Source organism: Colwellia sp. BRX10-3 (assembly GCF_014077505.1).
Taxonomy (GTDB): Bacteria; Pseudomonadota; Gammaproteobacteria; order Enterobacterales; family Alteromonadaceae; genus Cognaticolwellia.
The window spans coordinates 41,782-55,353 of the sequence record NZ_JACGWA010000014.1; the positions used below are offsets into that span (position 1 = coordinate 41,782).

Annotated in this window: 9 protein-coding genes and 1 pseudogene; 2 read left to right on the forward strand and 8 right to left on the reverse strand. The window is 38.5% G+C overall.

Features of this window, described 5'->3' with window-relative positions; all coding sequences use genetic code 11:
* The first annotated feature begins 45 nt into the window (after positions 1-45).
* Both H4J38_RS15260 and H4J38_RS15265 read left to right on the forward strand, forming a co-directional pair.
* Positions 46-1,686: a CsiV family protein gene (locus H4J38_RS15260; RefSeq protein WP_182133068.1), complete on the forward strand. Its 1,641-nt coding sequence runs from the start codon at positions 46-48 to the stop codon at positions 1,684-1,686.
* Positions 1,687-1,722: 36 nt separating this feature from the next.
* Positions 1,723-2,013: a DUF1244 domain-containing protein gene (locus H4J38_RS15265; protein WP_182133070.1), complete on the forward strand. Its 291-nt coding sequence runs from the start codon at positions 1,723-1,725 to the stop codon at positions 2,011-2,013.
* A gap of 190 nt (positions 2,014-2,203) precedes the next feature.
* On the opposite strand, the gene H4J38_RS15270 is transcribed toward H4J38_RS15265, so the two are convergent.
* The 8 genes and pseudogenes from H4J38_RS15270 to H4J38_RS15305 all read right to left on the reverse strand — a co-directional run.
* Positions 2,204-2,482 carry a hypothetical protein gene (locus H4J38_RS15270; RefSeq protein WP_182133072.1) on the reverse strand — a complete coding sequence of 93 codons (279 nt, stop codon included), beginning with the start codon at positions 2,480-2,482 and terminating at the stop codon, positions 2,204-2,206.
* A 358-nt stretch (positions 2,483-2,840) separates the two neighbouring features.
* The gene (locus H4J38_RS15275) at positions 2,841-3,530 is read right to left on the reverse strand and encodes a pseudouridine synthase (protein ID WP_182133074.1); all 690 of its coding nucleotides are present in this window, start codon (positions 3,528-3,530) and stop codon (positions 2,841-2,843) included.
* Positions 3,531-3,673: 143 nt separating this feature from the next.
* Positions 3,674-3,958, reverse strand: a pseudogene (locus H4J38_RS17380) (GNAT family N-acetyltransferase); the annotation flags it as partial.
* Between the two features lie 287 nt (positions 3,959-4,245).
* Complete coding sequence (locus H4J38_RS15285) at positions 4,246-5,346, reverse strand: XdhC family protein (RefSeq protein WP_182133076.1); 1,101 nt, start codon at positions 5,344-5,346, stop codon at positions 4,246-4,248.
* Positions 5,347-5,489: 143 nt separating this feature from the next.
* Positions 5,490-7,097, reverse strand: coding sequence for an HD domain-containing phosphohydrolase (locus tag H4J38_RS15290; RefSeq protein WP_182133078.1), 1,608 nt, complete (start codon positions 7,095-7,097; stop codon positions 5,490-5,492).
* Positions 7,098-7,103: 6 nt separating this feature from the next.
* Complete coding sequence (locus H4J38_RS15295; protein WP_182133080.1) at positions 7,104-9,320, reverse strand: CHASE2 domain-containing protein; 2,217 nt, start codon at positions 9,318-9,320, stop codon at positions 7,104-7,106.
* Positions 9,310-10,164 carry an MBL fold metallo-hydrolase gene (locus tag H4J38_RS15300; protein WP_182133082.1) on the reverse strand — a complete coding sequence of 285 codons (855 nt, stop codon included), beginning with the start codon at positions 10,162-10,164 and terminating at the stop codon, positions 9,310-9,312. Before H4J38_RS15300 ends, H4J38_RS15295 begins: the two co-directional genes overlap by 11 nt.
* A gap of 24 nt (positions 10,165-10,188) precedes the next feature.
* Positions 10,189-13,572: tandem-95 repeat protein (locus H4J38_RS15305; RefSeq protein WP_182133084.1), on the reverse strand; the 3,384-nt coding region annotated here is incomplete at its 5' end.

Sequence of the window (13,572 nt, forward strand, 5' to 3'; positions counted from 1 at the left end):
TTTTGCTATTATCACTTGGTAAAATAACCATTAACTGGATACTGAATGAAATTAACCCAACTATTTTTATGTTCTGCAGCCTTAGCATTACCGCTAACGTTAAATGCAGCGACGCAAAAAAGTGATGACCGATGGTTTGATGTCGAAATTATTATTTTTAGCCAATTGGGTGATAAAAGTCAGTTAAAAGAGAACTTTCCAGATACCAGTGTATTACCTAAACATCAACGCGTAGAAGATTTACTCCGTAGATATTTGAATCCAGATATTCGTGGCTTAAAGCAGCTTCTGCCCAGTTGTGACTCACCACAATACGGTGAACATTTAATTAAAAAAACAGCTAAATTACCTGCGCTTTTTAATGAAAAATCTTTAGTCGAGCTAGCATTTACAGCAACTGAAGAATCAGAGCTTGACCTTGTAAACAGATCAGCAGAGCAAAATAACAGCCAATTTAGTGACTCAACTAACTATACGGCTTCAGCTATTGCTGACTCAACTATTTCAGGTTCAAAAAATAGGGCAACATTACCTACAGCAACAATAGAAAGTAGCAGCACCCCAGTTTTTCCTGATAATGCCAATACTGCAAAGGTAAATAAAACACTAAATAACGATACGCTTAATAATGCGACACAAAGTAACTCACTTGATAATACTTTGTCGCCTGAGCCTGAATTAACCGCTGAAGAGCGGGCAAAAAACCAAAGCTTAGTATTAGCTGCCGAAGCTGAGTTTCAAACGCTTAAATTTCAATATAGTCCAAGAGCTGAAGCCAAATTATTATGCCGTATTGAACAGACATATTTTGCTGATTATCAAGTAAATACCCCTGAGTTTGACTACTACGGTTTTGCTGTTGATAAAGTGCCTTTATTGATCGATGGCAAAGAAGAAATAGGAAATAACAAAACTCATTTACTGAGCAAAGAATCACTGCAACTTGATGATGTTATTCAAGACTTAAGATACAGCAAAGATTTTCGTCCTCTGTTACATATGGGCTGGCGTCAAGTTGCTCGTCCTGAAAAAGAATCTATTCCGGTGAAAGTATATGCCGGTGAAAATTTCGCAGCAGATCATCAAAAGAAACTGGCCCGCTACAATGAGCAAAAAAATCAACAAATAGCCCAAACGCTTGAAAGTATTAGCGAGCAAAGCCCTGTTGGTATTTTAACGGTACAAAACCAGGCAAAGAGTAGTCAAGAAGAACAAGTACAAGCGGCGCAACAAGCAAGAATTAAAGCAATTATCGCGCAACTCTCAAAAGTCAATGAAGATACTGAAGCACTTATAGCATCAATTGAAGCGCAAAATTTATCGTTAAAACTTAGCAACGATAATCCTTTGTTATCATCGCCTCCATTAGCACCCGTTCAACCTTGGTTTCTCGATGGTTTTTTCAATATTCATTTAAAGCACTATTTATTTATTACTGCTGATTTTAATATTTTAGATAAAAGCTTAGCTGAGCTTGCCACGGCACAATTAGCTGAAAACGCTCCTGATATGGGCAATGCTGAGGTAAAAGTTGCAAAGCCAATACAAGCGAAAGCCATTCGATTTAAACAAGATCGACGCGTTATCAGTGGCGAAGTACATTATTTCGACCACCCGTATTTCGGCATGATAGTGCAAATTAGACCCTACACAATGCCAGAGCCTGAAGATGAAAAAAATCTTTAGGGCTTTATTTTCAGCAATTACATTTTAGAGGATACTATGGATAAAGAAATTGAAATTCAAGCGGCAGTATTTCGTCGTTTACTCGCACATTTAGATAATCGTAAAGACGTACAGAATATCGAATTAATGAATCTTGCCGGCTTTTGTCGTAACTGTTTTTCTAAATGGACGGTTGCTGAAGCTGAAAAACTAGGTGTTGATGTTGATATCGATAGCGCTCGCGAACAAGTTTATGGTATGCCATATAGTGAATGGAAAGATAAACATCAACTACCGGCAACAGACGAACAGCTAGCAAAATTTAACCAGTTAAACCCGAAAAAGTAAGCTTGTATCAATTAGAGCAATTAATTATTCTAATTGCTCTAATTAAGATAATAAAAGCTAGCGAAGTATTCAACTTATGACGTATTGCCTTAGCATGAATATGTTCGCCTTGTTGCTGCTACCGAGTGCAACTATTGCTGAAGAGCAAAGTCTACGCGCAGCACAGTTTCGATAAGTAGAATAGAGGCGATTAAACCTTAACAAATACCGTTAAAGCGTTAGCTCTTCGATCCTTACTAATGCGAGATTCCAACCATCGTCCTCTATTTATTTCTTGTTCCCTACGATCTTCTCCAGCCCTGCGTTCAGTATCAACTAACGTTTGAGCGTTAGCTTTAACTTCAACCGGATCAAGTGAAGAATTAGACGATTTGTTATGCTGCTCTTGTCGCTTTTGATCACTGTCTTTTGACGAAGGTTCTGCCTTAGCTGTATAGCTTGGTGGCAATAAATCTACCAATACATCCATTATAATTCTCTATTATCCTTCAAAATTTAAGTAATGCCTCACTTTGTTATGGTTATTTAATCGGCAGTTGAGCCTAAAAGTTTAATACTTTTATTTCAGCTAACCCTAAAGTTTCAAGGTTAAGTCCAATTCTGATAAAGGCTCACAAAACAGCTCACCATCAAACAATTAAGCGTTATTAATCGACCTTGTTGATAGGTTATCTGAAAAATGAGATCAGGTTAGTTAATGTGGGTTGGCATTTATGCCGTCAATAGACACTTAAGTTAATGGGCTAAAGCCCAAGCTATAAGTTAATTAATTAGGGGGGCTAAATTTTTCTGCAAAGCCAACTACTTGTAGTTACAAAAATTACTTATTAAAGAAAAGCACTCACTTCTTCAGGCGTTAAATATCGCCACTCACCTAAAGGTAAATCAGCCAGCTTTACTGGCCCTATTTGCTCGCGATGCAAACCGACAACTTTATTACCAACCGCTGCAAACATCCGCTTAACTTGGTGATATTTACCTTCGGTAATCGTGAGTAATACTTCTTTTTCTGTAACTTGCTCTAACTTCGCAGGTCGGGTTAAATCGTCTTCACCTTGCAGTTGCACGCCCTGAGTAAACTTATTTGCCGTATCGAGCTTTAACGGGCTACGCAACCACACCCGATACACCTTCTCGCACTGCTTTTTAGGTGAAATAATATTGTGCGACCAACGGCCATCATCAGTTATCAAGACTAAACCTGTGGTGTCGGCATCTAAGCGACCCGCAATATGCATATCAAATGCTCTATCAACATCAATTAAATGTAATAACGACGGATAAATTTCATCAACATTCGAGCAAATAGTATCAAGCGGTTTATGGAGAATGATATAACGAGAACTACGCGCAGTTAGTGCTTGGCCTTCAATACAGATGTCATTATTTTCATGCACTTGTGTTGCGGGGTCTTTAATCGCAATGTCATTCACGGTTACTTTACCCATTTTGAGCAATTTTTTAGCTTCGGTGCGAGTAAGCTCAGTGCTTTTGCAAATAAATTTGTCGAGGCGCATAGTCAGTAATATCGTAAAAGTGTTGTGGGATAAAAGGCGAGGCTATTATCGCTATTTATATATTTTTAGCAAGGCTCGGCGAATAAAACTGACTCAGCTTTACCTGTCGATATTTACAAGTCTATTAACCAAGTCAAAAACAGTTAATCACTGACCATATACAGACAATTTTTCAAGCTTATTTCTTCAGGATAAGATTCAAAAGTAAAGCCAAGTTTTTGATAGCTTTTAATCGCACTGTCATTATGTTCCAAAACAAATAATGAATATGCATTAGTCCTTAAATCTACTTTACCTTTGCTACACAATTGCTGAATTAAATGTGCAGCAATACCTTGGCCACGAAAACGGGGACTAACAACCAGCCTGCCAAGATGGCATTTACCAAGTCTCAGATAATATTGCCCAAACCCGAGTAGTTCTGCTTGTTTAGAAAGTAACGAAAATGACGCTAAAGTCTCTAACTTTCAATCACACTTAAAAGAATTCAAATCAAATGGAAATCTAAAGTCGGGCCCTGACCAAAGGTTTAGTTCATTTTCTGTCGTAAACCACGACATAAGTTCAACTAAATGTTCATCGCTTAATTGAGATAAATACATAGTCACCTTTAGTGTTATTTTTAGGAAAGTAAAATAGACATGCCAGTAAAGAACATTACAAAAACTATTCCTCTAGCCTGAACCTGAAATATAAATAAGTTAAGCTAGCTGATTTAGTTATTAATAAACTTGCCTGATAACGCTAAACCATTGCGGTTATGCAAAATACTATGACATTGAGCTAAAATAGACAAAGCTATTGACTCAGGTAGTTCGCCACCAATATCTAGCCCTACAGGGCCATTAACATGACGTGTTAGCCACGTTATGTCAGTAATTTCAGCAAGGCTTTCAACATTATGTCGTCGTTCCATTGGTCCTAATAAACCAATATATTTTTCGACCTTATGCTGATGTAATAAACGCAACCAGGCAGCGTCTAAATTTAAATTGTGAGTCATCAATACTGCGGCATCAAGTTGTTGAAATTGCGCTAATTGAGAAAAATCATCGGGATGAACTCTATAAATGTCGGTAGCATGTTTAAAGCTGCTGCTGCGCGCATAACTCGAACGATGATCAACAACCGTTACACGCCAGCCCATTTGTGCCGCCATTGTTACTAGCGGAATAGCATCAGAGCCGCCACCAAAAACCCATAAGTTAGTCGGTGCAGATACTTTAGTAAACGAGAGTTCAGATTGGCCTATAACTAAATTACTGTGGGCTTTATCTTGCTTGACCATCTCTATAAGGGCATCATTTTCAATGCTTTCTTGTGCCTGATTTGTAGATATTAATAATTGACCGGTATTATCAAATAAATCTATCGTATTTAACGATTGTTGCGCGGGCTCTGCCGTTAAAAATGTTTGTTGTAAATAGCTTGTTTTACCCGCTTGCATGCGCTTAAAAAGCATCGCTAACAAACCTTGATGTGCAGCAGTGACATATTGCAACAATACGCCTATTTTACCTTTACAGCCTACCCCTAGCTCGGCGGCATAACCATCTTCTTCAAGCATATCGTATTCAACATAATGGGCTTGTTCGTTATCGAAGACTTTTTTAGCATGTAAAACAATATTAGCTTCTAAACAGCCACCACTAACTAAACCATGTGATTGCCCTAAGTTATTAACCAACATAATAGCGCCGGGCGAACGATAGCTTGAACCTGCTTTGTTCACTATGGTGGCAAGTACCCAGTTAAGTTTATCACTATGATTAAGGTAATATTCAAGCAGGGAATAATGGGAATGGTTGTTAAGCAATGACAGTCCTTATAAATTTGGATGAATAGTTTATCAAAACAGAGAAAAGTTACTGAGTGATTAACACTCGAGAATTGATGATAACTAGCCAATATTTATATTTTTATTTTCTTATATCGACTAGACAATGAGTAAATAAATATTTAACTCAGCAACGCTTCAATATCAACGTCATCAAGCTGTTTAGGGTCAGCAAAAGTTATGATGTATTGCTCATAAACTTTAGTGCGAACAAATATAGCAAATAGATCGCCATCAAGATGATTGTTTTTCACCATGTTGCTCATTATTTTTAAACATTCACTAACCGGTTTTGCACTTTTGTAGGGTCTATCGGCTGCAGAAAGAGCTTCGAAAATATCAGCCAATGCCATTAACCTTGCAGGCACAGACATTTGCTCTTTCGTTAAACCGCGAGGATAGCCTTTGCCATCCATAGTTTCATGATGACCTAAAGCATATTCTGCGACATTAGCAAGGTGTTTTGGAAAAGGTAATGCTTCAAGTATATCTAGCGTGACATCCATGTGTTTTTGAATGATTTTTCTTTCTTCATTGTTCAAAGTTCCGCGTTTAATGCTTAAATTAATTATTTCATCGTCAGATAACAGAGGTTGTTGTACTTTATCAATGGTTATTTCGTATCTAGCAGAAATCGCATGTATGTTTTGCTCTTGTTCATCGGTTAAAAACTCACCGCCAACATTCACTTTTTGTAGAAATGCGGTATCTAATTTCAGCTGTTTTTGAGCTAAGTCTCTTTCTCGCTCTAATTGCTCAACTCGAATTTCTTTACCCGCTTTTAATGCGGTGATCATTTTTTCTTGGAATTTAAGATTGATATCACGACCGGCAATTTCTAGTTTCGCGGTAACATAGTGAATGCGGTCAAATATGGTTTCTAATTTTTTTGATTTTTCCATCACATGATCTGGCGTTGCAATTTTGCCACAGTCATGTAGCCAGCCAGCAATACTGAGTTGATGTCTTTCTTGTTCTGAGAGTTTAAAAGGCGCTAAAGGCCCTTCATTATATTCACTAACAGCGTCAGCAATCATCAAGGTTAGCTCAGGTACGCGTTTACAATGTCCGCCGGTATGAGACGACTTAGCATCAATCGCTGCGGCTATGGTTTTAGCGAATGACTCAAACAACTGCTGCATGTTTGATATAAGCGCTTTATTGGTTAAGGCTATGGCGCCTAAAGAGGCAAAAGATAATATTTGTTGTTGAACTTCAGTTGAAAAGCTAATAATTTCTGAATCGTCCATGGCATTAATCAATTGGATAACACCAATAATATCGCCGGTATGATCTTGCAGGGGAAAGGTCAGCATTGATTTAGTGCGATAGCCAGTAGTACTGTCCATTTTTCTCGCGGCGCTAAAGTCGAATGGCAACGCATCGTATACATCTTCGATATTGATCACTTCACCAGTATTCGCAGCGTGTGCGACTATGGCTGAACGGTTTGGTTGGTTGTCAATAAATAACGGAATCCCAGGGAAGTTAATAGCTGAAGATGAACTACCACCAAGGTGTAGCTTCATGCTTTTGTTGTATATAGTTTGAAATTCTAACTCTTGTAAACCATTAACCAAATAAATAGAACCCGCATCTGCGTTTGAAACTTCAACAGCGGCTAATAGTATTTTTTCCATTAGCAGATCAGTATTTTCTTCTTTACTTATTTGAATACTAATATTTAGTAAATGCTCGAAAGCAGCTTGTTGTGATGATTTATTTGTCATAATGAATTACTTACTTTCATGGGTATATACCCCATCCCAGTCCTTTGCATCGTCGTTTTCGACAAGGTTTGCTATTCGTTCTAGTAATATACTATAAAATGTTATTGGTAAATTAGCACTTTGTTTTAATAACAATAACTGTTCATGTGCTGCTTGCCAATCCCCAGCAAGGTAAGCTTCAATAGCCTTTTCATGTAATAAGACATCAGCTTTGACATCATCACTTAATTCAGTTGCAAATCCGAGTGGTTGATATATTTCAACCACGTTTAATTTACCTTTAACCTTTATTCTATCAATTTTAATGCAGATAACACCATGTTTAACGATTTCATGATAAGTTTTACTAGAAATTAAAATATCGACACCATAGTATTTTGTTAACGATTCAATTCTTGAACCTAAATTAACCGCATCGCCAAGTACAGTGTAGGCCTTCCTGTAAGTCGACCCCATATCACCAACCACCATTTCACCAGTACTAATACCAATACCAAGTTTAATTTTTGGCCAGTCTTTCTCGACAAAGCGTTTACTAAGTTGGTGTGTTAGGCTAATTAAATTTAAGGCACTTATTACAGCATTTACCGCATGATTTTCATCTTCTAACGGTGCATTCCAAATAGCCATGACCATGTCACCAACATATTTATCAATCGTGCCTTTATTATCAAAAATAATACTGGTTGCTTCGGTTAAATATTCTTTCAAAAACTCACTTAACTCTTCTGGGGTAAATTGCTCTGATAAAGTAGTGAAATCTCGAATATCAGCAAATAATACTGACATTTCTCTGCGTTCGGTTTTTAGCTCCACGCCTTTGGCTGAATGGATTAGTTTTTCGATGTATGCCGGTGGCACGTATTGATCAAACATACTTTTTATTTTTTTACGATTAACGTTTGCCGACATAAAACCGACCGAGCCGTAATAAGCCGTTAATAGCGCAATAAGTAAGAGTATTTGAAATAAAGGTAAACTTATTTTCAGCACCCACCAGCAATACCAATTAATACTAACATGCAGCAAAAAGCTTACAAGACTAATCAGCAAAATTCTACCTGGCCCTTGGTTCACCATTAAAATTGCCAGTAAAAACCCGGTTAACAATAACAAACTGAACACAATAGCTAAGGTTACATCTAATTCTACAGGTAATATTTCAGGGTGAATAAGGCCTTCAAAAACATTAGCATGCACTTCCACACCCGGATATTGCACACCTACAGAGGTGGTTCTCAAATCAGCCAAACCAACCGCTGATGTGCCAATAAATGCCACTGCACCATTTAATAGTGCAGGGTCTGCACGCTCATTTAACACATCGGTGGCTGAAATATATGGAAAACTGCGTTCTCTGCCTTTATATGGAATAAATATTTGGCCTTTTTCATTCGTTGGAATGAAATGGCTACCAAAACTCAAACCTTGTAACCAGCTTCTGTTTCCAGAGACTTTACTTTGCGCTTGAATACTGTCCGCCAAGGTATAAACCCTTGCCGCTTCCAAGGCTAATGACGGATATAATTGGCCCTGATAATTCAGCACCAAAGACGCTTTTCTGATAAAGCCATCGCTTTCTGGTACTGAATTAATAAAGCCTGCCCCAGTTGCCGCCGATTGCAAAGTAGCAATATTGCCAAGAACATGCTGAAAGGTACCTATTTCTGATAACTGTTCGGTGCTGTTTTTCCAATCAATAACACTTTTGGGTAGTTGTCCTGCTGTTTGGGCGCTGTCATCAAATAAAAAGCCTAATACCACTTCAGAATTACTTAAGGTATCAGCAAATTCTTTATCAAAATCAACCGAATCAGCCAAGCGTTGTATTTGCTTACGTGATTGAACAGGCAGATGTTTATTTTTAGCTAATACCACTTCAACAGGGTTTCTTTCTGGCTCGGCGAAAAATATATCGAAAGCAACGACAACAACACCTGCATCCATTAACTTAGTCACCAACTCGCTAACTTTACTTCGACTCCACGGGTGGCGTCCTTGTTCGCGCATACTTTTTTCATCGATATCGATAATAATGACTTGTTCGTCAAATTGGCGTTTTTTACCAGAGAGGGTCGCTAATAAACGGGTATCATATAAAATACCTTCCACACGTTGTAGCAGCTTTTGCACATTGTCTACGCGGATATAATTTAGCCCAATCACGAATATCGTAATAGCTAAACCAACGAGAAAACTTTTAGAGGTTAACTTAGTTAGCATTTATTTCATGGGTCGCCAGTTCTATAACTGTACCTTCACGAGCGCAAAAGACATTAAGTTTATTTTTGTATTTTAGTTGTAACTTTTGCTCTTGGTGCAAGAGCTCATCGTCAGTTCTAGAGGGGTCGTGGCTAACGATATATAAGCTTTTTACTTTTGCTTCAAAAGCTAATTTTGCTACTTCTGAAAATTTACTATGCCCCCAACCTAATTTCAGTGGCAAATCTTCTTCCAGATACTGAGCATCATGAATAAGTATGTCTGCATCAGCAATAAAGTCGAGCCACTGCTGCCAAGTCGTGTTCATTTTATTGGGAGAACTTAATTCATTATCGGTAACAAAAGCTATTTTTTTACCTTCTGCTGTTAAACAATAAGCACTACCACCATCAGGATGATTTAAACGTTGGGTGTGGACGCTGAAACCTGCAATTTCAAAGCTATGCTTTAATGCTTCATCTTTTAAAATACTAATATCAGCGGGCAGTTGTTGATATTTAACTGGATGAGTGGAGCCTGACATTTGCTTTAAAATAGCGTCTTTATCATTATGTTCGATCGCACCTGGCACGATGGTTATTTTTCGTTCAGCTTGATAAATAGGTTTAAAAAATGGAAATCCTTGGATATGGTCCCAATGATTATGCGTTAATAATATATTGATATCACTTGTGTTTTTTACTAAGCGATCGCCCAACGCAATAATACCGGTGCCTGAATCTAAAATGACATCATCGCCATTTTCTAAACAGATATAAACACATGAGGTATTACCTCCAAATAACACGGTATTTCTACCCGGTGTCGGGCTAGAGCCTCGGACACCGAAAAATTCAACTTTCATATAGTCACTTATTATTATATAAAATTAATTTAATTGATAATGACTTAAGTCAATATTATTACCAAACGTACCATCGATATAACATTGTCCGGCAACAATAAACGAACTGTTATTCAGTAATATCAGCGACTCTAACTGTGCGGTATTACTACAGGTATTGACTCTTGAATAGCCATTAAAATCAAATGAGTTATCAATAGTACCTGTTGATGTTATACGACCAATCATGTGTCTACTACTCCCCAAAGCATCACTAAAACCGACGACAACAATATTGTCATTAGTATCGATTGCTGCACTGGTCATTCCTGAATCCGCAGTTATCGGCGCCATACTAAAACTCGCTTTACCGTTGCTTGAGAAGCTATTATCTAAAGCACCTGTGCTAGATATTTTAACAACGGCAACTCTATCGTCAGATAAAGTTACTAGATCATTACCGACCAAGTACAAGTTATTACTGCTGTCAAAACCGATAAACTCAACGTTATTGTCACCACCTGCTACATCGACAACTAGTTCACCTACATTGCTATTAAATGTACTATCCACTGCGCCATCAGTAGCAATATACTTAATCAACAGCATATCTTGACCACCACTGATGCGATTACCACCAGCATAAATGTTATTACTGGCATCTATCTCTACAGCAAAGTAATCATCGGTATTAGCACCTACAACATAACCTTGAGTGTTAAAAATCGTATCGAGAACACCGGCAGAGGTTAAACGTAATACAAAAGCACTCTTACTCCCAATGTCATAATTTCCCACTGCCACAAGATTACCTGCACTGTCTTCTTTCGCTTGATTAAAGTGAATATTAGTCGCGCCAAGTGCTGAAGTGGTATAAATACCGTCTGTGGCAAAAGCGCTGTCTAGTACACCATTTTGATCAATACGAGCTATAAAGCCATTATCTGCTGCTTCAGTGACATTGCCATAAACAATATATTTACCATCGGCTAGTTCAAATAGTCCTTTAACCTCGGCACTGGTGCCAATTTTTAATTGCTTATGACCATCAGTATCAAAACTTGTATCTAACAACCCTGCGCTAGTAAACCTAGTTAATATAATAGATTTATTGCTGACATTATCCGCCGTTGAAGCGACTAAAAATTTACCCTGTTGAGCAAGATCTTGAATCTGGATCACTTGTGCAACAATATCATCCGACGCAGTGCTTGAATGGGTAAAAGTCTGTTGACCGTTTACAAATTGAATATCATTGGATACACCGATATTATCAACCGAGCTAATCGTCATGATTTTATCAGTGCCTGATTCAGCATAACCAGGTATCCACATCGTTTGAACACTGTCTAAGCTCATCCCCAGTGCATAAGCATTACCGCTGGCATAGTTGAATGTTTTGTAGCCATTGATACCATAATTGGTGGAGTCGACAGTACCGTCAGCGGCGAAAACACGGGTAGTAAAGGGTTTGGACTTACCATCAAATAAGTTACCGGTTAAATACAAGTTACCGCTGCTATAATCATATTCGTAGCCAGTAAATTCACTACTGCCAGTACTCGCGACGCCATCAACATCAAATATAGCGATTCCACTTGAGCCAAAGGCCGCCACTGGCGCAGCGTAACTATCCACTTCAAAAATAAAAGCGTCTTGTTCGCCACTAGCTAATACCGTTGAACCTGCGATATGCGCGGTGTGCTCACCCGCCCCAGTATTTTCACCATCAATACCGCCCACTTTATCATCAGCACCGATTCCCCCTATATCATAGGTCACTGGCGTACTGCTATTAAATTTCACATAATTGCCATCGGCATTTTTCGGGTTAAATATCCATGCGAAAATATCGTAATCGCCATCAGCCGTTAAGACATTACCGGCAATCATAGCCTCATTATTATGCGGGTTGTATACGGCGATACCTTCATCATCTAAACCTAAACCGGTAATATCGAGCATAATATGAGGCGAATAAACAACCTCCACATTGTTAACAAAAGTGGTGGATGCTTGAAAATTGCCACCTTTATCTACTCTAATCACCAATAGGTCATCATCAGTAACGCCTTGCACTTTACCTACGGCAAAAATGGTTGCAATTTCAGTGGCTGCATTTCCCTGTACGGCAGGTACTACAATATCAACCGCATCATTTATGGTGAGAATTTTTTGCTCGGTAGTACAACGCAAACCATTATCAGCAAAAGCAGTAACTACATTACCTGTACTATCAACTTTCAAAAAGCAAATTTCAGTATAAGTACCGTCATCACGGTCAATAACAAGGTATAAATTCCCTTCAATTTCGACGATAGCTTTACCATATTCTTCAGCACCCAAATCAAAAGTTTGTTTACCATTGGTGCCAAAAGTTGCATCTAAGGTACTATCGTCGTTATAGGCCACGACATAAACATCTTTATCGACATTATCGATACTGCCAATAAAATAAACTTTACTACCAACAGTTACTGACTTGTTTAGCTGAGGCTGGGTTTTAATGCTAGTTAGCTCCAATGACCCCAATGCCGCACGACCAAAGCCTGCAGTTTCACCTAAAACTGCATCTCCAGGAATGTCAGTAACATCAATGGTAATAACAACATCTTTGGACTCTGCAATTGGGGCTCCATCATCATCAATAGTCACAGTGACCGTATGTTGGATATTGGTTTCGTAATCTAGTGGATAACTGCCTTTGACGGTTATTTCACCGCTCGCAGCGTCGATTTGAAATAGTCCGGTATCACCAGCGGTTAATGAAAAAGCCAGCGTGTCGCCTTCAATATCACTGACAACGACAGTACCTACGACATCACCATCATTACCATTTTCAAAAACACTGAAAGTTTGTGGAGAAGCTTGAGGTGCGTCATTTACCGCTTGAATCGTTAAATTAACGGTCGCTGTATCTGTGCCGCCATTACCATCGTCTACTTGATAAACGAAGCTGTCTGCACCGTTAAAATTAGCATCAGGAACATAGCTGAACGAGCCATCAGAGCCCAAGGTTAAAGTACCGTTAATGGCATCAGTATCTAGTGTAATTGTTAAGGTGTCGTTTTCTTCATCAGTGTCATTGCCCAACAAATTATCGCCATCACTGACCAGTTTAGCTAAGGTTACATCTTCATCAAAAGTATAACTATCGACACCCGCTACAGGGGCATCATTTACTGCATTAATGGTTAAATTAACCGTGCCATCGACTAACGTGCCACTGCCATCGTCAATTTTATAAGTAAAGGTGTCTGTACCATTTACGTTAGCTGTAGGCGTATAGATAAATGATGCGCCACTAAGGGTTAAAACCCCTTTAGTCGCCGTTGGTATTGCGCTGGTATCAAGCGTTAAGGTATCCCCATCAATATCATTATCATTGGCTAACAAGCTGGCAAAAGTGATGGTTAGTGGCTCATCTTC

Bases quoted from the DNA above. Each gene is read 5' to 3' on its own strand.
- H4J38_RS15260 (WP_182133068.1), top strand. From the start codon at position 46: ATGAAATTAACCCAACTATTTTTATGTTCTGCAGCCTTAGCATTACCG.
- H4J38_RS15265 (WP_182133070.1), top strand. From the start codon at position 1,723: ATGGATAAAGAAATTGAAATTCAAGCGGCAGTATTTCGTCGTTTACTC.
- H4J38_RS15270 (WP_182133072.1), bottom strand. From the start codon at position 2,482: ATGGATGTATTGGTAGATTTATTGCCACCAAGCTATACAGCTAAGGCA.
- H4J38_RS15275 (WP_182133074.1), bottom strand. From the start codon at position 3,530: ATGCGCCTCGACAAATTTATTTGCAAAAGCACTGAGCTTACTCGCACC.
- H4J38_RS15290 (WP_182133078.1), bottom strand. From the start codon at position 7,097: ATGACAAATAAATCATCACAACAAGCTGCTTTCGAGCATTTACTAAAT.
- H4J38_RS15295 (WP_182133080.1), bottom strand. From the start codon at position 9,320: ATGCTAACTAAGTTAACCTCTAAAAGTTTTCTCGTTGGTTTAGCTATT.
- H4J38_RS15300 (WP_182133082.1), bottom strand. From the start codon at position 10,164: ATGAAAGTTGAATTTTTCGGTGTCCGAGGCTCTAGCCCGACACCGGGT.